This is a genomic window from Arcicella rigui (genome assembly GCF_034929435.1).
Taxonomy (GTDB): domain Bacteria; phylum Bacteroidota; class Bacteroidia; order Cytophagales; family Spirosomataceae; genus Arcicella; species Arcicella rigui.
The window spans coordinates 92,613-113,902 of the sequence record NZ_JAYFUM010000020.1; the positions used below are offsets into that span (position 1 = coordinate 92,613).

Annotated in this window: 22 protein-coding genes; 11 read left to right on the forward strand and 11 right to left on the reverse strand. The window is 35.5% G+C overall.

The annotated features are described in order from the left end of the window. Positions 1–30 precede the first annotated feature (30 nt). A complete protein-coding gene (locus tag VB248_RS16465; protein WP_323297900.1) occupies positions 31–3,408 on the forward strand; it encodes a ThuA domain-containing protein in 3,378 nt (1,125 codons plus the stop codon). 200 nt (positions 3,409–3,608) lie between these two features. Here the strand turns inward: VB248_RS16465 and VB248_RS16470 are convergent, their stop codons facing one another. Together VB248_RS16470 and VB248_RS16475 are read right to left on the reverse strand one after the other, a co-directional pair. Beyond that, complete coding sequence (locus VB248_RS16470; RefSeq protein ID WP_323297901.1) at positions 3,609–4,262, reverse strand: thioredoxin family protein; 654 nt, start codon at positions 4,260–4,262, stop codon at positions 3,609–3,611. A gap of 95 nt (positions 4,263–4,357) precedes the next feature. Continuing rightward, on the reverse strand, positions 4,358–4,885 hold the full coding sequence (locus VB248_RS16475) for a TlpA family protein disulfide reductase (RefSeq protein WP_323297902.1): 528 nt from the start codon (positions 4,883–4,885) through the stop codon (positions 4,358–4,360). 274 nt (positions 4,886–5,159) lie between these two features. Here VB248_RS16475 and rplU point away from each other — a divergent pair, with 274 nt between their 5' ends. The 3 genes from rplU to VB248_RS16490 all read left to right on the forward strand — a co-directional run bounded on the left by rplU (position 5,160) and on the right by VB248_RS16490 (position 6,176). Next, positions 5,160–5,471, forward strand: coding sequence for a 50S ribosomal protein L21 (rplU, locus tag VB248_RS16480; RefSeq protein ID WP_323297903.1), 312 nt, complete (start codon positions 5,160–5,162; stop codon positions 5,469–5,471). A gap of 65 nt (positions 5,472–5,536) precedes the next feature. Beyond that, on the forward strand, positions 5,537–5,791 hold the full coding sequence (gene rpmA, locus VB248_RS16485; RefSeq protein ID WP_323297904.1) for a 50S ribosomal protein L27: 255 nt from the start codon (positions 5,537–5,539) through the stop codon (positions 5,789–5,791). Between the two features lie 235 nt (positions 5,792–6,026). After that, positions 6,027–6,176, forward strand: coding sequence for a hypothetical protein (locus tag VB248_RS16490; RefSeq protein WP_323297905.1), 150 nt, complete (start codon positions 6,027–6,029; stop codon positions 6,174–6,176). 51 nt (positions 6,177–6,227) lie between these two features. On the opposite strand, the gene pdhA is transcribed toward VB248_RS16490, so the two are convergent. Continuing rightward, positions 6,228–7,235: a pyruvate dehydrogenase (acetyl-transferring) E1 component subunit alpha gene (gene pdhA / locus VB248_RS16495; RefSeq protein ID WP_323297906.1), complete on the reverse strand. Its 1,008-nt coding sequence runs from the start codon at positions 7,233–7,235 to the stop codon at positions 6,228–6,230. Between the two features lie 257 nt (positions 7,236–7,492). On the opposite strand from pdhA, the gene recF reads away from it, so the two are divergent. Continuing rightward, positions 7,493–8,578: a DNA replication/repair protein RecF gene (recF, locus tag VB248_RS16500; RefSeq protein ID WP_323297907.1), complete on the forward strand. Its 1,086-nt coding sequence runs from the start codon at positions 7,493–7,495 to the stop codon at positions 8,576–8,578. A 32-nt stretch (positions 8,579–8,610) separates the two neighbouring features. Here recF and VB248_RS16505 read toward each other — a convergent pair whose 3' ends face one another. From VB248_RS16505 to VB248_RS16515, 3 genes are read right to left on the reverse strand one after another with little or no spacing between them, the layout of a single operon-like run. Then, positions 8,611–9,957, reverse strand: coding sequence for a hypothetical protein (locus VB248_RS16505; RefSeq protein ID WP_323297908.1), 1,347 nt, complete (start codon positions 9,955–9,957; stop codon positions 8,611–8,613). A gap of 19 nt (positions 9,958–9,976) precedes the next feature. Next, positions 9,977–10,552 (reverse strand): hypothetical protein, encoded by a 576-nt coding sequence (locus VB248_RS16510; protein ID WP_323297909.1) that lies wholly within the window; start codon positions 10,550–10,552, stop codon positions 9,977–9,979. Between the two features lie 42 nt (positions 10,553–10,594). Beyond that, on the reverse strand, positions 10,595–11,182 hold the full coding sequence (locus tag VB248_RS16515; protein ID WP_323297910.1) for an RNA polymerase sigma factor: 588 nt from the start codon (positions 11,180–11,182) through the stop codon (positions 10,595–10,597). Positions 11,183–11,342: 160 nt separating this feature from the next. On the opposite strand from VB248_RS16515, the gene VB248_RS16520 reads away from it, so the two are divergent. Next, a complete protein-coding gene (locus tag VB248_RS16520; RefSeq protein WP_323297911.1) occupies positions 11,343–11,855 on the forward strand; it encodes a cupin domain-containing protein in 513 nt (170 codons plus the stop codon). Between the two features lie 96 nt (positions 11,856–11,951). On the opposite strand, the gene VB248_RS16525 is transcribed toward VB248_RS16520, so the two are convergent. Beyond that, positions 11,952–12,536 carry a DUF4136 domain-containing protein gene (locus tag VB248_RS16525; RefSeq protein ID WP_323297912.1) on the reverse strand — a complete coding sequence of 195 codons (585 nt, stop codon included), beginning with the start codon at positions 12,534–12,536 and terminating at the stop codon, positions 11,952–11,954. A gap of 259 nt (positions 12,537–12,795) precedes the next feature. On the opposite strand from VB248_RS16525, the gene VB248_RS16530 reads away from it, so the two are divergent. After that, a complete protein-coding gene (locus VB248_RS16530) occupies positions 12,796–13,491 on the forward strand; it encodes a DsbA family oxidoreductase (protein WP_323297913.1) in 696 nt (231 codons plus the stop codon). Between the two features lie 72 nt (positions 13,492–13,563). Here VB248_RS16530 and recO read toward each other — a convergent pair whose 3' ends face one another. Together recO and VB248_RS16540 are read right to left on the reverse strand one after the other, a co-directional pair. After that, positions 13,564–14,268, reverse strand: coding sequence for a DNA repair protein RecO (gene recO, locus VB248_RS16535; RefSeq protein ID WP_323297914.1), 705 nt, complete (start codon positions 14,266–14,268; stop codon positions 13,564–13,566). A gap of 10 nt (positions 14,269–14,278) precedes the next feature. After that, positions 14,279–15,091: a lysophospholipid acyltransferase family protein gene (locus tag VB248_RS16540; RefSeq protein WP_323297915.1), complete on the reverse strand. Its 813-nt coding sequence runs from the start codon at positions 15,089–15,091 to the stop codon at positions 14,279–14,281. 171 nt (positions 15,092–15,262) lie between these two features. Between VB248_RS16540 and VB248_RS16545 the strand changes: the two genes are divergently transcribed. Continuing rightward, complete coding sequence (locus tag VB248_RS16545; RefSeq protein WP_323297916.1) at positions 15,263–16,168, forward strand: TIGR01777 family oxidoreductase; 906 nt, start codon at positions 15,263–15,265, stop codon at positions 16,166–16,168. A gap of 91 nt (positions 16,169–16,259) precedes the next feature. Here the strand turns inward: VB248_RS16545 and VB248_RS16550 are convergent, their stop codons facing one another. Then, positions 16,260–16,889, reverse strand: a complete 630-nt coding sequence (locus tag VB248_RS16550; protein ID WP_323297917.1) for a nucleotidyl transferase AbiEii/AbiGii toxin family protein — start codon at positions 16,887–16,889, stop codon at positions 16,260–16,262. A 5-nt stretch (positions 16,890–16,894) separates the two neighbouring features. Next, on the reverse strand, positions 16,895–17,293 hold the full coding sequence (locus tag VB248_RS16555; protein ID WP_323297918.1) for a DUF6922 domain-containing protein: 399 nt from the start codon (positions 17,291–17,293) through the stop codon (positions 16,895–16,897). 108 nt (positions 17,294–17,401) lie between these two features. Here VB248_RS16555 and VB248_RS16560 point away from each other — a divergent pair, with 108 nt between their 5' ends. From VB248_RS16560 to VB248_RS16570, 3 genes are all read left to right on the forward strand, one after another. Continuing rightward, complete coding sequence (locus tag VB248_RS16560; protein ID WP_323297919.1) at positions 17,402–18,751, forward strand: tetratricopeptide repeat protein; 1,350 nt, start codon at positions 17,402–17,404, stop codon at positions 18,749–18,751. Positions 18,752–18,880: 129 nt separating this feature from the next. After that, positions 18,881–19,462, forward strand: a complete 582-nt coding sequence (locus tag VB248_RS16565) for an LOG family protein (RefSeq protein WP_323297920.1) — start codon at positions 18,881–18,883, stop codon at positions 19,460–19,462. Between the two features lie 56 nt (positions 19,463–19,518). Continuing rightward, the gene (locus VB248_RS16570; protein ID WP_323297921.1) at positions 19,519–21,171 is read left to right on the forward strand and encodes an OmpA family protein; all 1,653 of its coding nucleotides are present in this window, start codon (positions 19,519–19,521) and stop codon (positions 21,169–21,171) included. The last annotated feature ends 119 nt before the right edge of the window (positions 21,172–21,290 follow it).

Below are 21,290 nucleotides of genomic sequence, written 5' to 3' on the forward strand. Positions count from 1 at the left end.
AAAAACAGAGTCTTACTTTTAATGTTACTTATGAAACCGAAAATTTTGGCATTCATAGCGTTATTATGCTTTTGTAATAACGCTTTATTCTCCCAAACAAGCAATCCCCTAAAAGGCAAAAGAGTACTTATCTTCTCTAAAACGGCAGGCTTTCGTCATTCTTCCATTCCATATTGTTCAAAGGCTATTCAGCAAATGGGAATTGACAATGGTTTTGAAGTAGATACCACCGAAAATGCCAACAATTTCAACGAAACAAACCTAAAAAAGTATAGCGTTGTTGTTTTTAACAGCACAACGGGCAATGTACTAAGCGAACCTCAACAAATTGCTTTTGAACGCTACATTCAAGCTGGCGGAGCATTTTTGGGTATCCACGCCGCCGCAGATACCGAGTACGACTGGGCTTGGTATGGCAAATTGGTAGGAGGCTACTTCAACGGGCATCCCGGTAAAAATGTGTCAAACGTGCAAAATGGTAAATTTATCATCAAAGACCGTACTCATATTTCTACCAACTTTATGCCTGAAACCTTGGAGCGTAAAGATGAATTTTACAGCTACAAAAACTTCAATCCTGATGTAAAAGTATTGTTTACGGTAGATGAAAATTCATACAAAGAAGGTCAAATGGGCGATTTTCACCCAATGGCTTGGTATCATGAATTTGATGGCGGTAGAGCATTTTACACCAACTGGGGACATACCAACGAAACCTTTTCAGAAGAAATTCCACTTAAACACATTTTGGGCGGTTTACAATGGGCAGCTTCTGGGCCAGCCTTAGACTACTCTAAAGTAAAGAGTGTTTTGCCTCCAGAAGAAAACCGTTTTATCAGAACCGTTTTAGATGAAAAATTAGATGAACCGACTGAGTTAGTAGTATTGGATAATGGAAAAATCATTTTCGGAGAAAGAAAAGGACTTTTGAAAGTATATAATCCAAAGAAAAAATCGACAAAAGTAGTAGCTGATTTAAGCGTTTATACAAAATTTGAATACGGTTTGATGGGTGTAAATATCGACCCAGATTTCAATAAAAATAAATGGATTTACTTGTATTACTCGCCATCGGTGGGAAAAGTAGGAGCGGATACTGCCAACCGTTTATCTCGTTTTGTGTATGACGATGTGAATGATACACTTTTATTCAATACCGAAAAAGTAGTGTTACGAGTACCTGTAAAACGCACAGAATGCTGCCATACGGGTGGCTCTATCGCTTGGGATAGCAAAGGAAATATGTTTCTTTCAACGGGCGACGATACCAACCCTTTTGCTTCAGAAGGTTTTGCTCCCATAGATAACAAGCCGGGCCGTTCGGGTTGGGATGCTCGCTATACTTCTTCTAATACCAACGATTTAAGAGGAAAAATTATGAGAATCAAGCCTACGGCAGATGGCTCATATACAATTCCAGAAGGAAACTTATTCCCTGTTGGTACAGAAAAAACTCGTCCAGAAATTTATGTAATGGGAAACAGAAACCCTTACAGAATTTCGGTTGACCAAAGAACAGGATTTTTGTATTGGGGAGAAGTTGGACCAGATGCAGGCGAAAATTCACCCAAATATGGCCCACGTGGACATGATGAAGTAAATCAAGCACGCAAAGCAGGTTATTTTGGTTGGCCTCTTTTTGTAGCAGATAACAGAGCTTATAATCAAAGAGATTTTGCCAAAGACAGTACTTGGGCAAAATTTGACCCAGCACATCCAATCAACGATTCGCCACACAACACAGGCTTACGTGAATTACCGCCAGCACAAAAAGCATTTATTTACTATCCTTATGCAGATTCTCCTGAATTTGGTGAAATTGTTGGCAAAGGCGGACGTAATGCGATGGGTGGGCCAGTATATTATTTTGATGATTTTGACGCAAATTCTAAAGTGAAATTCCCTAAATATTTAGATGGGAAATTCTTTGCTTACGACTGGATGCGTGACTGGATTAATATCGTGACGATGAAGCCTAACGGCGATTTTGTATCAATGGAGCGTTTTATGCCTAATACAAAATTCAGTCATCCGATTGATATGCAATTTGCCAAAGATGGTTCTCTGTACATTTTGGAGTACGGACAAAACTGGTTTGCTCAAAATGATGATGCTCGATTGATACATATTACTTTCAATGCAGGAAATCGTACACCCGTTGTAGTGGCGAATGCCGATAAAAAAGCAGGAGCTTTACCACTGAAAGTAAACTTCTCGTCGGCTGGAACGATGGACTATGAAAACGATGTATTGAAGTACGAATGGACTTTTGCGAAAGGGGCTGCAAAAAGTAATTTACCAAACCCAACATTTACTTTCACAAAAGCGGGTATTTATACGCCAATCTTGAAAGTAACAGACGTGGCAGGTAATGTAACCACTACTTCTTTAGAAATAAAAGTTGGAAACGATGTTCCAAAAGTTGATTTGGTAATCAAAGGCAATAAAACTTTTTATTGGAACGATGAGAAAGTAGCCTATGAAGTAAAGGTTGCTGATAAAGAAGATGGCTCCTTGGCAAATAAAAAAATCAAAGCAGAAGATGTACAAGTAAATATTGATTATTTAGAAGGATTTGATAAAACAGTAATCGCACAAGGACATCAAGCTAATTTGAGTGTTTCGGCAGGAAAACGTTTAATTGAACTTTCTGACTGTAAATCTTGCCATGCTGTTGATAAAAAATCTATTGGCCCAAGTTATAGAGACGTAGCCAAAAAATATAGAGGACAATTTGAAATTGAAGGTAAACTTTCTGACAAAATCATCAAAGGTGGTGGTGGTGTTTGGGGCGAACAAGTGATGGCGGCTCACCCACAATTATCAAAAGAAGATGCAAAAGAAATGATTAAATACATTTTCTCTTTGGCAGACGACAAGAAAGCAAGTAAACCTGTAAAAGGCGAATACCTTACCAAAGACAATGGCAAAGCTGGTACTTATATTTTCTCGGCAAGTTATACCGATAAAGGAGCAAATAATTTAGGCACAATGACAGGCTCATCGACGCTTTCATTGCGTAGCCCAAAAATCAAAGCAAATTCGTATGACTCACAGAAAGCAACTGTAAAACATAGCGTAAATGGCTTAGGTGAAATCGTAGTAGCTGTGGCAGACAAAGGTTATATTGCTTTCAATCAAATTGATTTAACAAGTATTAATAGCTTTGCAGTAAATGCTATTGCATCAGACGACCGCACAGTAGGAGGGAAGATTGAAGTACGTTTAGATTCACCAAATGGACAATTGATTGGTTCGGGTGAAGTAAGCAAAAGCTCAAACAGTCCTTTGAAAATCGCAGTGAATACAGCCAATGTAGGTACTCATAATCTCTATTTTGTTTTCACTAATCCAGATACTAAGGGTAAAGCATTATTTGCTTTAGTTGATATTAATGCTGAAAAGTAAATCAATCATAGATTTCACAAAAAAAGGTTTCCAGACATCTGGAAACCTTTTTTTGTGAAGCTAAATTTTTAAACCTAATTAATAAGTACTCTTACAACATTATCTTAGATTTTAAAATATTGTAATATTTTGAAATTCAACATTTTACATTTACAACTCAACATCGCTACGGCGAACCGTTCACAATTCAGCACTCATACCTAAGCATCTTTCCACTTAATGGCACAACCAACTGTTTTAGTAAAATTACCTACTACTGGCTTTCCTGCCAAAAGATTACTCACTGCATCTTCTACATAACGTTTTGTAACACTGTTGGGGTCTTGCGTATTATCATCAATTCCACCAATGTATTGCAAAATAAATTTGTCTCCTTCTTTCTTCACTACATAAACCGAAGGTGTTCTTGAAGCCCCAAAAGCACGTGCAGTAGCTTGGCTTTCGTCTTGAAGATAAGAAAAGCTATATCCTTTCGCTTTCGCAATTGCTTGCATATTCTCGAAAGAATCTTCTTCGTAAGCATTTGGGTCGTTTGGGTTAATAGCTAATACTGGATAACCCAAATAAGCAAACTTTCTATCTAAAGCCATGATTCTACTTTCATAAGCTTTTGAAAATGGACAATGGTTACACATAAAAACAATGATGTATCCTTTAGCCAAACGGTTATCAGCCATAGAAACATACTTGCCTGATGTGCTTTTCAATTTAAAATCGGCTACAACATCTCCGATTGCATAACCTTTATCGGCTACGCCATTCTTATCGCTCTTAAATGCAAAGAGGAAAGAGAGTCCTATCAACAAAAATCCTAATGTGTAGATAGGCTTTATTTTTTGTGTTAATTTTTTCATGATATTCTATTTATTGACCTTATTTAGAAGTAATTCTCTGAACATTATGTTGAAACATTTATACGAATTTAAGCATAAAATCAGGTAAATCTTGTTCAATTCTGTATGGTTACAGGACACATCATTTTTAATTCTTCTGTAAACTCCTGCAATTTTACATTCCCTGTGAAAAACTTACGCTTTCGCATGGTTGTATTTAATAATAACGTTGCAGGAATTGTGCCAGACCACTCTTTATCTACCAAATCTATCCAAGCATTATAATCTGGTTCATCCAACAACAGTACTTGGGTATTAATATTGTTCTTAATCAAATATGGTTTTACTTTATTGGCGATGTCGCTTGGGAAGTCTAAACTTACAAACAAAAATTTCATCTTTTTTGTGCTATACTCTTTTCTTAGTTGTTCAAAAGTAGGCATTTCCTCTATACACGAACGACACCATGTTGCCCAGAAATGAACAACATAAGTTGTATCAGACAAACGATTTAAGTTTTTTTGTAAATGCTCAAATTTTACTACTTCTATCTTTTTATCTTGTGAAAAAGAAGGCGTTATTGTTGTACAAAAATACATCAACACAAAGAGTGCCAAGCGGAATGGAGATGCAGTACTACACATTTTTGTTTTTGCTAAAAGATTAATCAATAATGCTCTACCCAAACAAAGTTTAAAATAAATTAAGTTCAACAGCGTCTATCCTTTATGCTTAAATTCAAAAACATCACTAAGCAAAGGTTAATAAATTCATAACTTACTTATAGATAGATTATTATGAAACTTGTTAAATAAATCCTTATTATGAATATTTTATAATAAATATATAAACTTCGTTTCAATTTTCAAAACAAAATGTTTATCTTTGCGACCCAATAAAATTATAACTAATAATAAAATGTACGCAATCGTAGAAATCGCTGGTCAGCAATTTAAAGTTGAGAAAGACCTTTTCCTCTACACCCACCGTTTGGCGGGCGAGGAAGGCGCTGCACTGGTTTTCGATAAGGTTCTTCTTGTCGATAATGACGGAGACATCAAAGTTGGTGCTCCAACTGTAGCAGGTGCTACTGTAACTGGTAAAATTTTAGCTCACGTTCGTGGAGAAAAAGTTATCGTTTTCAAAAAGAAACGTCGTAAAGGATACCAAAAACAGAACGGTCACCGTCAGAATTTAACTAAAGTTTTAATCGAAGGAATCTCATTTTAGTATTTAATGATTAATTTTATTCGAGAGAAGAAATTAAAACGTTAAATCGATAAACTAACAAAACAATGGCACACAAAAAAGGTGCGGGTAGTTCGAAAAACGGTCGTGAGTCGCATAGTAAGCGTCTTGGTATCAAAATCTTCGGTGGTCAGCCCGCAATTTCAGGGAACATTATTGTTCGTCAAAGAGGTACAGCACACAATCCTGGTCAAAATGTAGGTCTTGGTAAAGATCATACTTTATTTGCTTTGATTGACGGTACTGTTCACTTCAAAAAAGGTTTTAAAGGACGTTCTTATGTAGAAGTTCTTCCTGCTTAATTAATGATAAAATAACCAAGGTTATCTCATTAAAAGCGTTTAACCCTTAATAATTGATTTATTTCAATTGTTAAGGGTTATTTTTTTCTCTCTGTTGGAAATTTTTTAGCCTCATTTTTGTTCTTTCTATAAATTGATGCAAAGATTTATTAATCATCATTTAATCTGATTTAAGCACATTTTAGTGTTAAAATTTAAACCTTTGTATCGTTTTAAACATTTAAACAACAATAACATGAGACCAAGCATCGCTATCTTTCAGCGAAATGACTGGAGAGATTTTCAAAGTAAAAGAAATGCTCAACGCAAATATGGGCATCAGAAAAAATCGCCAGAAGTCGCTCATCCAGAACATGATAAAGTATCATTCGACTGGATAAACTAAAAAAGCCGTCCCAAACAAAATTGGAACGGCTTTTTTATTCATTATTTTTTCCTATTCTACTGGGAATGGATATTCTTCTACATAAACATCTGTGAAAATTTCCGATGGGTCTGGCCATGGAGACTCTTCTGCAAATTTTACTGAAGCTTCTACTCTTACTTTAATAGCAGCATCAATAGCAGCTAAGTCTTCTTCAGTAGCAACGCCATTGTCTAATATCGTTTTCTTTACTTGTTCGATTGGGTCACGCATTTTGTATGCTTCAACCTCTTCTTTTGTACGATATTTCTGAGGGTCAGACATTGAGTGTCCTCTATAACGATACGTTTTGAATTCTAAGAAAGTTGGTCCTTCGCCAGCTCTTGCACGTGCTGCTGCACGAGAAACTGCTTCGTGTACTGCTTCAACACTCATCGCATCAACTGGCTCAGATGGCATATCATAAGCTTCGCCAATGGTATAAAGGTCTGTAACGTTTGAAGTACGAGAAACCGAAGTACCCATTGCATAACCATTGTTTTCTACAACGAAAATGGCTGGAAGTTTCCAAGTCATCGCCATATTGAAAGCTTCGTGTAAAGCTCCTTGACGAACAGCACCATCACCGAAATAACAGATAGCTACGTTGCCTGTTTTATTATATTTTTCAGCAAATGCCAAACCTGCTCCCAAAGGAATCTGAGCCCCTACAATTCCGTGGCCACCAACAAAACCAACAGATTTATCAAAGATGTGCATTGAACCGCCTTTTCCTTTTGAAATACCTGTTGCTTTTCCGTACAACTCAGCCATGATGGTATTAGGGTCAGAGCCTAAAGCTAAAGGAATACCGTGGTCACGATAGGCTGTGATATACTTATCGCCTTCTTTCAAAGCAGATCTTGCTCCTGATGAACAAGCTTCTTGCCCGATGTAAAGGTGACAAAAACCTTTTATTTTTTGTTGTCCATACAACTGACCAGCACGCTCTTCAAATTTGCGTTGAAGTACCATCGATTCGTACCAGTACATATAGGTCTCCTTCGAGTATTTTACTTTGTTTTCAGCTTTATTTGCCATTTTCTACAATTATGAATGAGTGATTTGTGAATAGTGAAAGTATTAATCTCACTTTGACACCGCTTATTCGGACATAAATCCGATTGTAAACTGCCTGTGATTTGCAATCCCATCAAACAGTCTTTAATTTGCACTACGAAATTAGTACAAAACAAAGAACGTACAAAGTATTTTGCATTATTCGTTGAAGCTTAAATTTAGGTTTTACAGAAATTTTCCTTCAATTTTTCAATTACATCCCTTTTTTATTCTTTTTCATGTATTTACAAAAACTTAGTTTGACCAATTTCAAGAGTTACGATTACGATTCTTTCGAGTTTTCGCCTCGGGTGAATTGTATAGTAGGGGAGAATGGAACGGGAAAAACTAATTTGTTGGATGCCATTTATTTTTTAGCTCTTACCAAAAGTTCAATATCAAATCAAGATGCTCTAAGTATTAATCATGATGCAGACTTTATGATGATTGAAGGGAGTTTTGAACAAGAAAAAACGACTTTGATTACGATTGCTCTTCAGAAAGGTCAAAAAAAAGCTGTGTTACATGATAAAAAAGCTTACGAAAAACTTTCAGAACATATCGGGAAATTTCCTGTGGTTTTACTTTCACCGAATGATACAGACATTATTCGTGACGGAAGCGAAGAAAGAAGAAAGTTTTTTGACGGTGTAATGTCGCAATTAGATGCTGAATACTTAGAGAATCTCCTGCAATACAATCGACTCTTACTTCAAAGAAACTCTTTGCTGAAACAATTTGCGGAAAGAAATTATGTGGACGACCTACTTTTAGATATTTATACCGACCCTTTGGTAGAAATTGCCCTAAAAATTTATCAAGCTCGTCAAGCGTTTACCGAAAAGTTTCTGCCCATTTTCAAGAAACATTATGAAGTATTGTCGGATGCCCGTGAAAATGTGGAAATGTTGTATGAGTCTGAAATGAGTAACGAAAACTTTAACCTTATTTTCAGAAGAAATAGAGTAAGAGATTTGGCTGCACAAAGAACCACCATGGGAAGCCACAAAGATGATTTTATTTTTGAAATTAACGGTTTTACCCTCCGTAAATTTGGCTCGCAAGGGCAACAAAAGTCTTTTGTAATTGCCCTAAAATTAGCTCAGTTTGAAATGCTTACGAAAACAAAAGGGTTTCCACCCATTTTATTGTTGGATGATATTTTTGATAAACTCGACGACCGCCGAATCCAGCAATTAATAACAATGATGATTGACGGTACTTTTGAACAAGTATTTATCACAGATGCTCGACCAGAAAGAACAAGACAATTACTGAATCACTTAAAAGTTGATTTGAGATTTTTTGACATAAAAAAAGCCTAACAGAGAAGTTTTACTGTTAGGCTTTTTTACTTTTATTTTTCTATGAATTTTACGCCTGCGTAATTGGTCTTGATCGTAATCTTTGTGGACGAGCCTTTTCCAATTTTCCCTTTGTAAACCTTTGTTGGGACGACGAGTCCGCCTCTGCGGTCTGCATCTTCGTCTTCGTCAGGGTTTACTGTGAGCGTACATTTTCCTTCTGGATACTTGAAGTTGGCATAAGTAGTTGTTACTTCAAAATCTGCATTACAATCGCCATTTACAGGTAATTTTACAGCAGTATAATTAGAACGAATATCCAAAGTTTTCAAAGTTTTTGAAAGTTCTGAAAGCTGAACGCCATCTGAATAACTAATGGATAATTTGCCCGATTGATTGATTTTACCAATTTTTCCGCTTGAATACTGTATAATTCCGTCAAGATTGTTGATGTCATCCAACACAACCGAACCATAATTATTTGTCAATTTCAGATTGTCGGCTTTTTCAATATTGAGTTTTGAATAAGCTACGTGTAAATCGCCATCATCCATTTGCTTGATATTGCTCGAACCGTACTGAACGAAAATGTCTTTATCTCCTCCCGAAAGTCTATCAGAATTAAAACTACCATAACTTGAAGTTACTTTCAATGGAGCTGAAAACTGTGGAATATTGGTTTTCCCGTACTTATTTGAAACTGTAAGCGAATTGTTTTTAGGCATAAAAATCGCATAATTAATTTCTACGCCACGTTTTTCACTCGTTTTTTTACTTGAATTCGTACTGCTACTACTACCATTCCAAGTAAAACTATTGGTAAAGCTGTTGGTAAAACTGTTTGTCCAACTCCAACGACCATTGCTGGCTGATTCGTCAGTATCAATAAGTGTTCTGAGGGCTATTTTATCACCTTCTTTCCTTTCAACTATTTCTACATTATCAATTAACGACTGTACTTGTGCTTCGGTCTTACCATAGCCCGTAATCGTTATGTCCACTTTAATTTCATTTTTATTCCACAACTCTACTTTCACGTCTCCATGTTGATTGATAATACTCAAATAATTTTTGGCATCAACTGGAAAAACTTTCGTAATTACCTTCTTTTTTTCAACGGGTGCGTTTTCTTGAACGGAAATTTCGTCAGTGCAACAGTTGGGCGGTAATGGCGGCATCGGTGGCATTGGAGGCATTTCAAAGTTTTTGATAGCTCTTGTAGCTTCCTGAACTGCACGAGTGGTTATTTGTTTGGTAATTTCAATACTTGCTCTCAAATGATTTTTCAAATCATCGTGTTCTGTGGAATCGCTTTTACTAATAATTGTTACACTGTTTTGTGCAAAAGCTCCGTTGAAAGCTAACACACAGACAATCAATATATTTATTATCGTTTTCATGTTTTTGTCAATTAAAAATTTAAACACTCTTCATCGGATTTTTCTGATAGTCCTTAATCTTCTGGATAATAGACAATTGTCTATTCAAAATATCAAGCTGTACTTGTAAATTCTGAATCATCGCTTTTACTAATTCTTCCTGATTGGGCGTTTTGGGCAATTCTGCTTTCAGATTTTGATAATCTTGATTGAGATTTTCTATTTCAGAGGCAAATTCTTTGTATAAAACTGGATTTTGTGTTTCTATTTCTTTGATTTCTTCTCGTTTTGTTTCTATCAAACTGGCATACTGAATCATTCTATCACCAAATTCAGGGCTTACTTTGGCGATAATTTTATCGGTATTCTCCGTTTTTGAAGTATGATTATAGACAAAAAAACAACCTATCAATAAAGCAACACTTGCAGCCATTGCCCAATACTTTTGTCTGAAAACAATGATATTTTTGGGCTTCTCAACAGGCGTTTCTCCCGGGAAAGTATCTAAACGCCCCAAACTATTGTCAATTTTGTCCCACAAACCAGCTGGTACTTCAAATTGGTCAAAGTTTTCTCGATTGTCACGAATAAATCTTTCAATTTTTGTTTTTTTCATAATCTTTTATCCAAACTCTTTCATGAAAAAAGTGGTTGGTATTTATTTTTTTAAAATCTCCAACAATCGCTTTTTAGCCCTGATGTATTGTGTGCGAGAAGTAGATTCAGCAACGCCCATAATTTCGGCTATTTCCTCGTGGTCGTAGCCTTCTAATAAATACAAGCAAATTACTGTTCTAAAGCCATCAGGTAATTGTTGGATAGCATTTTGTACTCTTTGAATGTCCAATTCTATTCCTTCTTCATCGTAAGTTTCTTCATTGGCTACTTCGGGGGCGTCTTCAATATCAATGAATTGTACTTTTCGATTTCGGAGGTGATTCAAAGCTCGATTAATCACAATTTGTTTCAACCATGCACCAAATGTACTGCTCTGTCGGAAATCATGAATTTTTTGAAAAGCATCTAAAAACGCATCTTGCAAAACATCTTCGGCTTCGCCTGTATTATTCACAATTCTGACAGCAACATTGAACATAGCCTTTGCATAAAGCCTATAAATCTCGTACTGAGCCTTACGGTCGCCCCTACGGCAAGCCTCTACGAGTGGTAAATGTTTGTCTATGTAAAGTGTTTGTTCCAGTGTTAGTGGCTGAGGTTTTATTGAGTTTAAACTTTTAACCTTCAAGTTAAAAAGTTTTCATCTTCTGACAACCAATAACTTAAATTCAAACCAATGACACAGACAGAAAATGAATTGTTGCATTTTTTTTGAAAATTTTAAAATATTTTTGAAAAAAAGTCGTTCGTAGAGTCTTTTTCATCAACTTGTCTAAATACTTTCGCCAATGCCAAGCCAAAAACCTGCTCAATTCTGGATTGAAAATTACCAAATGCAAAAACATCCCGAAGGTGGATATTTTGCGGAAACCTATCGTTCGTCGGAAAAGATTTCAAAATCTGCCTTACCCAAGCGTTTTTCGGGTGATAGAAGTTTTTCAACAGGCATATATTTTCTTCTCGAAAGCCACCATATTTCAGCACTTCATCGCATTGCTTCTGACGAAATGTGGCATTTTTATGCGGGTTGTCCTTTGAATATTTATGTTTTAGATGAAGATGGCAATTTGGAAATCATCAAATTGGGAAATAATCCCGAAAATGGTGAAGTATTTCAAGCCGTAGTTTCGGCTGGCAAATGGTTCGGTTCTAAACCCACGGAAGCTGATACTTATTCATTAGTTGGCTGTACGGTTGCACCAGGTTTTGACTTTGATGATTTTGAAATGAAAAGTAGAGAAGAATTACTTGCCATTTTTCCACAACACAAGGATTTGATTACTATGCTTACTTACTCTTAGTTATTAGTAAATGGTGATTAGCTTTTAACGCTTCTATTCATCCGTTTTTTCACAATAAACAAAAGCCCTTATCCGAATTTGGATAAGGGCTTTTGTTTATTTTAAAGCTAATACCTGCGAAACCGTAGGTTTTCCAGCTAAGTAATCTTTGGCAAAAATTTTATAATTATCGAAAATCTGACGGGTAGCTATTCGTAAAGCTCGTTCGTCAATTACATTGGTTTGTGGAGTGGCAAGTCCAGCGGCGTATCCCATCCAAATTGGTCGATTGCTGTCGTTTTCCACAAACTGTAAAAGTAAAGTTCCTTTTCTGAGTTTTATTCTGCGGAGTTCTTCATTCATGCTTTCTTTTCCTAAACCTCTGAAAGTACGTTGGAGTATTGATAAACTTACGTCGTTGGGGAAAAGAGCATAGAATACAATCAGATTAGGACGTTCCTTGGAGTCTTGATAACCCCGTAATTTCATTTGGTTGTCGATTTCGTCAATTACAGCTTGAAACTTATAAGAAGAGTCAACTACTGTAAATTGCTTTTCGATGGTAGTGAAGGATTGATAATTTGGCTTGAACACTTCGTCTTCAATTTCTCGATGACAAGCTGAACCGATTTGAAAACTATTTCGATTACAAGAAACTAAAGCAACAAGTGCAACCACAACAAAAAGATAGATTTTTTTCATAACGTAATGGTTTTAAAACTTGAAATATATAAAGTACTGATTTTTAGATTTCTCTCTTTAATCTTAAAATATTGAATTTTCAAAACTAAAATGCCGTTTTAACTATGTACGTAAAAAAATCATACAACGTTTGCACCAAAACAAGAAAAATATTGAGATTATTATGTAGCAGTATTTTTACTTTATGAACAATGAATAAATCCAAATTCTATTCATTTTGTTTTGGGAAACTTTCAAGAATTTATCTTTTTTAAAAACAATGAACACAAAACCAACCATTAGAATTGATGTAGTTTCGGACATCGTGTGTCCGTGGTGTTATATCGGAAAGCGTAGATTAGAAAAAGCTATTGAAGATACACAAAGTTCTTGTAATCTGCAAGTTATCTATCATCCTTTCCAACTCGACCCATCAGTACCAACTGAAGGAGTAGATTTTCAATCTTATATGGAAAACCGCTTTGGAGCAGGTTTTTCGCAGAAATTCCGCCAAGTAGAACAAGCTGCCGAAACGGTAGGGTTAGATTTTGACTTTGAAAATCTACCAAAATCTATCAATACTTTTGTTTTTCACAGAATTCTAACGATTGCTTTGCACGAAAACATCCAAGCAGCCGTAAAAGAAGCCTTGATGAAAGCCTATTTTGTAGATAGAATCGACTTGACGATTGAACAGAATATTGTTGATTTGATGAGTCAGTTTGGTTGGACAGCCGAAAAAACAATAGACATTTTGCACTCCGACGAAGGTTCTGATGAAGTAAAAGAAGAAATGCACTATTTCCGTCAGCAAGGAATTTCAGGTGTTCCGTTCTTTATTTTTGATAAAAAATATGCTGTTTCTGGAGCTCAACCTTCGGAAGTATTTTCACAAATTTTTCAAGAACTTCTTCAAGAAAAACAAGTACAAGCTGTTTCGGGCGATGTTTGTGATATTGATGGAGAAAATTGTTAAGTTTTTTTAGCGAGCGAATAAATTCGCTCGCTAAAGAAAATTCATATCTCATAATTCATAACTCATATCTATTTACCCTTTCATCACTTCTTTCAACACAGCCAAAGATTTTATTTCGCCCAAAGTATCAATGTGAAGTCTGTAAAATAAAATGATAGATTCTAATAATTGATTTCGGCTATTTCTATCAATTCGTGGCGATTGATGATAAGGAGTATTCAGTAAAATATCTAATTGGTTTTCAAGCGTTTTACTTAGTACAGGTAAATTATGAAGACTTAATTCATGGGAAATTTCATGGGCATTTTCGGGAGAAAAACCCAGAAAAGCACCCAGTTGTAAGAGAAATTGCAAATGGAAATTCTCAAAATGTTCTTCTACTTCATCCAGCCAAATGATTGAATTATGCAAAAACTCAAACAAATGGTGATTCCCCGTTTCTTCTTTCAGTGATTTTCCGAGTACTTCTGTGATAAAAAGAGCGATTGACGATTTGTAAATATCATAAGGCAAAGTGTGAAAAGGCGTATTGCATTTGACTTCGGCAATACGATGAATCTGTTTATTGGCTGCTGTATTTTTCCCTTTCTGATAAATCACCAAATCCAACAAAGTAAGCGGTTGAAAAAGAGCAATTTTATTTTTTGATTTTGCACTTCGTACACCATTTTCAATATAAGTCTGTATGCCAAATTCTTCGGTGAAAATATTCACGATTACAGAGGTTTCTCGGTAACGAATGTAATTGATTACAATACCTCGTGTTTTATTCAACATAATTTTGGTTTTATACTTCTTCTTGGTCTCTTAGCCAAACTAACTGTTTAACAGGTATTTTTTGTTCGATTTGGTCTCTCAAAATCTCCATGATTTCCTCCGCAGGCATCGCAGGGTCAAAACGAATTGGTTTTTTGAAAGTAACCGAGAGCGTCGTATTTCTTTTTTTGAATCGTAACCCTTTTTTATCAAAAGCTCTTCTAAAACCATTAATTACTACTGGTACAACGATTGGGTTGTGTGTTTTGATAAAATGTGCTGTGCCTTTTCGGAGTGGGGCATAAGGCGTAGTTGTACCTTGTGGAAAACTCACAACCCAACCATAGTCAAGACCTTTCCCAACTTTATCTTCTGCCGAAGTATCTACTTCTTTTTTTACATTCTTTCCTTTCTCACGCCACGAGCGATTCACCAAAATTGCACCTGCTTGTGAGAAAATCTTTGGAATTAAACCGCCTTCTTTCATGGTTTCGGAAGCAGCCACATAAAATACTCTTGACCTTGGAGCGAATAAATAAATCGGGAAATTGATTGAGTTTCTAAAACCCCATTTTACACTAAAGAAAATATGATAAAGACATATTACATCCATGAAGTATGTCTGATGATTCGATAAAAAAAGTACTCCTCTACAAGGTAAATCTTCCAAATGTTCTGTACCGCTGATACGTGTTTTATTGATTCCTCTGAGTCGGGAATAAGTAACCCAACCTAAGACAATCATAATAATTCTTTTAACAAACATCGAATTGCCAAATGGGTCTCTTTCAAAGAAACCAAAAACATCAAGCATTGGTAAAAATTTTTTAAATAGAAGATTCATGCTATTATTTAGGGTTATTGACGAGCGTTTTTGTCTTTAGTCAATCTTTATTGTAAAATCGAAGATAGATAATTTTTACAATATTGTTCAAATATTTGTTTTGCGTCGCTTTCTTCAAAACTCTATTTACTTTTTCGAGGTTATACTGAAACAATCAAACATTGATGCTTTATGAATGTACTCATCACAGGAGGTTCGGGCTTAGTTGGTACTCGTCTTACGCAAATACTTTTAGCCAATGGTTTTACGGTTTCGCACCTGAGTCGAAAACCAACCAATACTACTGGAAAAGTAAAAATATACCATTGGGATATTGAAAATGGTATTATTGACGAAAAGGCACTACTTGAAGCTGACTACTTAGTACATTTAGCTGGTGCTGGCATTGCAGATGAAAAATGGACTGAGGAACGAAAAAAAGAAATTATCGACAGTCGCACAAAATCTCTTCGTTTGATTACTGCAAGTTTACAAACGCTTCCTCATAAAATTCAAGCATTTACTTCTGCATCAGGTATTGGTTTTTACGGAGCAGATACTGGCGAAGAACATATTTCAGAACAATACACTGCTGGCGATGATTTTGTAGCCGAATGCTGTACTCAGTGGGAAGCTGTGGCTGATGAAATTCAGAATTTAGGCATTAGAACCAGTAAATTAAGAATTGGCATTGTGCTAAGTACCAAAGGAGGAGCTTTGCCCAAAATATTACTCCCTGTACGTTTTGGGGTTGGGGCGGCTTTAGGAACTGGCAAGCAGTATCAATCTTGGATTCATATTGATGATTTATGTGAATTATTTATCAAATCTCTCACAGACGAATCTATGAATGGCGTTTATAATGCTGTTGCTCCGAAGCCTGTGACAAATTATGAACTGACTAAAACCTCTGCTGAGATTTTAAAAAGACCATTTTTTATGCCCAACGTACCTGCTTGGACTCTAAAATTAGTTTTCGGCGAAATGTCCATTATTGTTTTAGGAGGCAATTACATACTTAATCAAAGAATTAGTTTAGAAACTGATTTTCAATATCAATACAGTACTGTTAAAAAAGCTTTGGAGAGTTTGTTGTAGTTAGCTTTGAGAAGTGAGCTTTGAGTTTTTTTTGAATTTTGGTTGTTCTAAGTTGGGGGAGGAAATATTGCTTGACTATTCTAATAAATTGTCACAGTTTTCTATGTACAAATTCATCGGTTGCTTTCTTAATTTTAGCTTTAACCTCTTGCCAAGTAACTCCTTTTAAATCTATTGGGTCTGTTTCTATTTCGGCATCATCAAAATAATACAAAGAGTGAATGATATAACCGTAGTCATGATTTTTATACTTTCTTACAAAAAAAGAAAGCATTTCTTCTATTGAATAGTGATTTAGGAGTTCTGCTATATCCCAAAAATCCTTTTTTGCTCCTCTTTGTGCCATTGCATTTAGCTTCATGGGTATAATGTCAGGAATAGATAGCAGTCTAATTCCGTCGATTACTTTTACAGACTCTAAATAATCATACTTATGAAGAATTATATCTATTTTAACATTTTCCAGAATTCCAGAAAAAGACTTTTCAGAACTGCGAATTAATTCAAAACTTGAAAAATTTTGAATGACAGTTTCTAATACTTCATCAGCAATAAAATCTTCATTACTGAAAATATCTAAATCTACCGAAAGTCTATGTCCTAATTGTAAAGACAGATTTGTTCCGCCAACTAAGGCAAACTTTGCTAAGACTGGTAAAGCCATCAGACGTTTTAGTAAATCTAATGTCTTTGTATCTACTGTATTTGTATAAAGCATCATATTTATTAAAAATCCCAATGATTTGGTTGCTCTTGCCTTCGTTGATAGGCTTTAAAAAGTGATTTATCTAAATCAAAAAAACTACTTACAAAAGCAAATACTGGTTTTCTGAAATAAGCGATTTTCACAATATCATTTTTAATGCGTTCAAAACCATAGAACCTGATTAGCTCTAATTGGTCAGAGAAAACACCGTAGTTAAATACTTTATCAATTACAAAAACGCTATTTTTTTCAAAATCAATTCTTTCAAAATCAACATCCCAAAAAGCTTTTTGGGAAATATTTGGTTTTGATAATACTCTTTTAGCTTCCATAATGTTGGATATGTTGGCATTAACACTCATATAAATCTCTGATAAATTTACAGAATTACAACGAGTTTCTCCTTTATTGCGATTCATAATATTGATTTATCTTAAAAGAGAGTGTCTTCGATTAAATAGCTGATTGCATACAGTGAATATCAATAAAGTTTAATTATATTCACTTTAAATACAAATTCGCAATCCATGAGAACACTTTACTGCTTTATTACGCTTATTTTATGGTCTTTTACGACGTTTTCACAAAGAGAAAGTCGTCGCTATCCACAAAAAGATAGTTTAGTAAAAGCCTTGAAAGTAGAAAAAGTAGATAGTAATCGAGTAAATATTTTGTCTTTACTGACCCGTGCTTATCATTTTCAAGATGCACACAAAGCCTATCTTTATGGACAAGAAGGTTTGCGTTTGGCTCAGAAAATCAATTATGCTAAAGGACAAATTACTTGTGGTGTAAGTTTGAGTTCGCTTTTACTTGAAATGAATCAACAAGGAAAAGCCATTGAATTGTTGTTAAAAACCAATGAAATCTGCGAAAAGTACGGCGACCCAGCCCTACAAGCAAGAGTTTTTATGACTTTGGGAATGGCTTATGGTAAAATGGATTATAATTTGGGTTTACAGTACCTCCTCAAATCTCGTGATGTCATTCACAAAGCCAAGATTTCTGAAAATTCAATCCCTATTAATTTAATGATTGGCTTCATGTACAAAGATTTGGGGAAATTAGATTCTGCTCTATTTTATCTGAACAAAAATTATCAGTCTTCCTTACGTACTTCCATCAGAAGTGTGGCTGCTACTGCCTTAGCAATGGGACAGGTCTATGAAAAAATGGGTAATATCCCTTTAGCAAAAAGCTATTTTCAATCGGCTTTGGCATTCAACAGTACTCATAGAATACCCATCAATGGCGATATTTATATTGAAATGGGTAAAATTTATTGGAAAACTAAGCAAAGAGATTCCACTATCTATTTTGCCCAAAAGGCTTTGAAAGAAGTCAAGAGTACTTCTTATGCGATAATTCAACAAGCTTCATTATTACTTTTCCAAGTGTATCAAAAATCGAATGCACCGCTTGCTCTAAAGTACCATATCATGACAACTATGGCGAAAGATAGTCTGTATAGTTTGGATAAATTTAAAGAAATTGGAGCTTATACTTTTCAAGAAATTATCCGACAAGAGCATCTCAGAGAAGCACAAGAACAACAAGAAATCCAACGCTCGCAAAATATCCAATACATTGCTATCACGGTATTTATCTTGACGATGATTATGCTCGGTGTAGTTTTGTATAAACGAAAAGTGAATCCGAATATATTAGAATGGCTTGGCGTAGTTTCTTTACTGTTACTTTTCGAGTTTTTGAATATCATTCTTGAACCTTCCATTACCAAATTTGCCAATCGCTCGCCTATTATTACTTTGGCTTGCTTGGTGGTTTTGGCTTCTGTTGTTTCGCCTATTCACCATTTTGCGGAAACTTCTTTAAAAAAATGGGTAAAAAGGATTGCTTTGAAGCTCAATCAATAAAATTTATTCCAGTTTAATATCTCAACAAGCTTTTGTTTAAGCCAATAATTATTTTCAAATTCAGTAAATTCGCAAATGCTGAAGCTTGGAAGGCTTTGCTTGTACACAAATCATCAAATTATTCTTTCCATGAAAAATATTTTAATTTATTGCGGTTCGTCTTATGGCAACAATGAGATTTATAACCAAACTGCCCAGAAAGTAGGAGAGACACTTGCTAAACAAAATTTAAGATTGATTTACGGTGGCGGAAGTGCGGGCTTGATGGGAACAACCGCAGACGCTGTTTTGGCAAATGGCGGTGAAGTAATCGGGATTATTCCTTCTTTCATGGAAGCATGGGAAGTACAACACAAAAATCTAACTGAAACGATTGTTGTGGAATCAATGCACGTTAGAAAACAACTCATGGCAGACCGTGCGGATGCTATCATCGCTTTGCCGGGTGGCTGGGGTACGCTTGATGAGCTTTTTGAAATTCTTACTTGGCGACAAATTGGACTGCACAGTATGCCGATTGGATTATTAAATACTAATGGTTTTTACGATGATTTATTAAAAATGCTTGATAAAATGGCGGCAGAGGGTTTTGTAAGAGAAGCCAATACAAAATTTTTAATCATCGACGACAACATTGATTCCTTACTCGAAAAACTCAGAAACGATAATACCGAAGGCGAAATCATTGGCAAACGAATCGAAAGAGCTTAACAATCTTTACCGCTATTTTTCGTTCAAAAACCAAACATTGATTGCCAATTATTGCTATGAAAAATCTTCCTTTACTTTTCTTATCTATTCTTAATATTTTGTATCTCCCTCATATTCAGGCACAAAATAGACCTGAAAATTTGGGTAGTACCGTAAATTCGGAATACTCTGAACTTAATCCAGTGATTGCTCCAGATGGTAGAATACTTTACTTTGGCAGAAAAAATCATCCTCAGAATAAGTTCGGGGAAAACGGTACAGAGCAAATTGCGGGTTCACAAGATATTTGGTTTTCTGAAAATGTAATGGGTTCTTGGACAACCGCAAGGCGTATGCCCGAAAGCCTCAATCGTGACCAGTATAATTCTATTCTAAGTATTTCGCCCGACGGTCAGACGATTTTACTGAAAGGTGCTTATGTAAACGGTCAATACGAAACCAGAGGTTTTTCTATCGCAAAAAAGAATGAAAACGGTTGGGATATTCCGAAAAAAGTAATTATTCCTAAATACGAAAAACTCAGTAAAGGCAAAAATGAGTACGGTTTTCTTTCAAACGACGGCAGAGTATTATTAATGGCGTTTTCTGAAAAGAAAAACTCTGACGAAGATGATATTTACGCTTCTTTTCTGGAAGATGATGGCAGATGGTCGGAAGTAATCAATTTGGGCGATGAACTTAATACTGATTACACTGAAACTACGCCTTTTTTAGCTCCAGATGGAAAAACACTTTATTTTTCGAGCAATAGAGAAGGAGGAAAAGGCAGTAATGATATTTGGGTAAGTAAACGTTTGGACGAAACTTGGATTCACTGGTCAGAACCGACCAATATCGGCGAACCTATCAATACTGAACAATATGATGCTTATTACACGATTTCTGCTGCTGGCGACTACGCTTATTTTGTATCTGGTAATAGTACTTTAGGCAAAAAAGATATTTTTAGGCTTAAATTGGACAACGTTTCGCCAACCGATACCAAACCTGCCAGCACAACCAGTCCGATGGTTGCCGACAATACTCGAAAGTCGCAAGACAAACGACCAGCCCGAACTTTACCCAATCAATCTGAGTCAGTTGTATTAGTTTCTGGAAAAGTAATTGATGGAAAAACTGGAAAAGTACCCAGCAATGCTCAAATCATTTACGAAGATTTAACCAACGGAAAAGAACTTGGTATTGCCACGCCCGACCCTGTGACGGGCGTTTATAAAGTAGTGTTGCCTTATGGCAAAAATTATGGAATCAGCACCAAAATTGACGGCTATATCAGTACTTCACAAAATATTGATTTAAGTAAAATCTCAGGAAAATATTTAGAAGTAGATGGCAAAGACATGACTGTAAAGCCAATCGAAGCAGGTACAAAAGTTGAAATGAACAATATTTTCTTTGAATTCGGTAAAGCGGCTTTAAAACCAGAATCTTTTCCTGAACTGAATAGAATTGCCAATTTCTTCAAAACAAATACAAAACTAATTTCAGAAGTGAGCGGTCACACCGATAACGTTGGTACGGATGAAGTAAACAACAGACTTTCGCAAGAGCGTGCTGATGTGGTTCGTAATTATTTACTCTCACAAGGCGTTACTCCTGAACGAATTAAAGCTCAAGGTTATGGAAAAACTCGTCCGAAAGTAGCTAATGATACGCCAGAAAATCAAGCAATTAACAGAAGGGTAGAATTTGAGATTTTAAAGAATTAATTTTGTGCTTTAGTTGGTAGGCTAATTTTTTCAATTTTCATCTATTTTGTTTCTTATAACCAGGAAAGAGTATCATTGAAAATCATTTTGAAAAATTAAAAGAATATCAATCACAAGAT